The sequence below is a fragment of the Xenorhabdus griffiniae genome, from assembly GCF_015163655.1.
GTDB lineage: Bacteria > Pseudomonadota > Gammaproteobacteria > Enterobacterales > Enterobacteriaceae > Xenorhabdus > Xenorhabdus griffiniae.
This window is the reverse complement of the sequence record NZ_JADEUF010000226.1, coordinates 1-1923: the sequence shown is the minus strand read 5'-3', so window position 1 is coordinate 1923 and position 1923 is coordinate 1. Positions and strand designations below refer to the sequence as shown.

The 1923-nt window shown below is 44.1% G+C and carries 1 protein-coding gene and 1 pseudogene; both read left to right on the top strand.

Translation table 11 applies throughout. The features are described 5' to 3' along the window. Positions 1–67 precede the first annotated feature (67 nt). A pseudogene (locus IQ211_RS19030) lies at positions 68–886 on the top strand (PD-(D/E)XK nuclease-like domain-containing protein); the annotation flags it as partial. Further along, a complete protein-coding gene (gene recT / locus IQ211_RS19025; RefSeq protein ID WP_189761364.1) occupies positions 879–1748 on the top strand; it encodes a recombination protein RecT in 870 nt (289 codons plus the stop codon). The pseudogene IQ211_RS19030 and the gene recT, both read left to right, overlap by 8 nt. The last annotated feature ends 175 nt before the right edge of the window (positions 1749–1923 follow it).

The following is a 1923-nucleotide window of genomic DNA, read 5'->3' as shown; positions in this document are numbered from 1 at the left end:
GATGAATTAATCGAAAAATACAACGAATGGCTATTTGATGTGTGTCGAGCAGTGGAGGAAGAACTACATGAAACCCGGTATCTATTATGACATTTCCAACGAGGATTATCATCAGGGCGAGGGGGTGAGCAAGTCGCAGTTGGACATAATCGACCAATCCCCCGCCGAACTGATATGGCAACGGCGCGCTCCTATTGATGAGGAAAAAATCAAATCATTAGATATGGGAACAGCGTTGCATTGCCTATTATTGGAACCGGATGAGTTCAGCAAGAGGTTCATTGAGGCGCCTCCATTCAATCGACGCACCAATGCAGGAAAGCAGGAAGAACAAGAGTTTCTAAAAGAATGCGCCGACACAGGGAAAATCATCATGGATTATGAACAACATCGGAAGTTGAAAATAATGAGAGACAGCACGTTAGCTCATCCGATCGCTAAATGGTGTCTAGAGGCAGCAGGCAGAGCGGAAAGTAGCATCTATTGGGAAGATGCTGCAACTGGAGTTTTATGTAGGAGCAGGCCGGATAAATTAATTGAGGCGCACCACTGGATAGTAGACGTCAAAACAGCAGCAGACATGAACAGGTTTGACAGGGCGTTCTACGACTACCGTTATCACGTGCAGGATGCGTTTTATTCGGACGGATACAACGAACTCACAGGAGAAATTCCAACATTCGTTTTTCTGGTTGTCAGTACCACAGTGGATTGCGGGCGTTATCCCGTCAGGATCTACGTTATGAACGAACAAGCAAGGTCGGCAGGGCGTACAGCCTACCAGAGAAATCTAGCAACCTATGCTCAGTGCCTAAAATCAAATGAATGGCCGGGTATTAGAGAGCTATCACTACCTCACTATGCTAAGGAGTTGAGAAATGACTAATACACCGCCATTGGCGCAAGCTGATTTGCAAAAGACGCAAGGAACAGCAGTCAAGGAAAAGACAAAAGATCTACAGCTAATTCAGTTTATTAACTTACCGGGAATGAAAAACCAGTTAGCAAATGCACTACCAAAACATTTAACCGCGGAACGAATGATCCGAATAGTGACAACGGAAATTCGAAAAAATCCTGATTTGGGATTGTGCGACAGGGATAGCTTTATCGGAGCTGTTGTCCAGTGCGCTCAATTAGGTCTGGAGCCCGGTAACGCATTAGGGCACGCTTACCTCTTACCATTTAAGAAAAATAAGCGCAATACAGATGGAACTTGGGTTACCGAGCGAATTGATGTCCAGTTGATTATTGGTTACCGAGGAATGATTGATTTAGCTCGTCGATCCGGTCAGATAATCAGTATCTCAGCAAGAGCCGTCCGAGAGGGTGACCAATTTCATTACGAATATGGACTGAATGAAACGCTAACACATGTCCCATGCGGTAATGATGACGCCCCCATCACCCATGTTTATGCCGTTGCCAGATTAAAAGATGGAGGGACTCAATTTGAGGTAATGTCTAGGCAGCAAATAAACAAGGTTGCAGCCCAAAGTAAGTCAGTGAAGACAAATAAAGACGGATCAATAAATTTAGCCGAAACATACTCTCCGTGGGCGACTCATTGGGAGGAAATGGCAAAGAAAACAGCCATTAGAAAAATATTCAAATATCTTCCTGTATCCATAGAGATACAGAAAGCCGTCGTTTTAGATGAAAAAGCCGAGTCAGATATCGATCAAGAACATGCTGCTGTATTTGAAGCTGAGTTTGAAGAGGTAACTCATGACCACGGAACCGAGTAAATATTTTTACGGTAAACCCTGTCCACATGGACACATTTTGAGATACACAAATAACCGTAGATGTGTTGTGTGTAGACGAATATGCGCCAATGAGAATCAAGGTAAGTATGTGAGTAAAGTCAAGAAAAAACCAGCACAACCAGCACCACCTACCACCGATTTTCAACACCGAGTC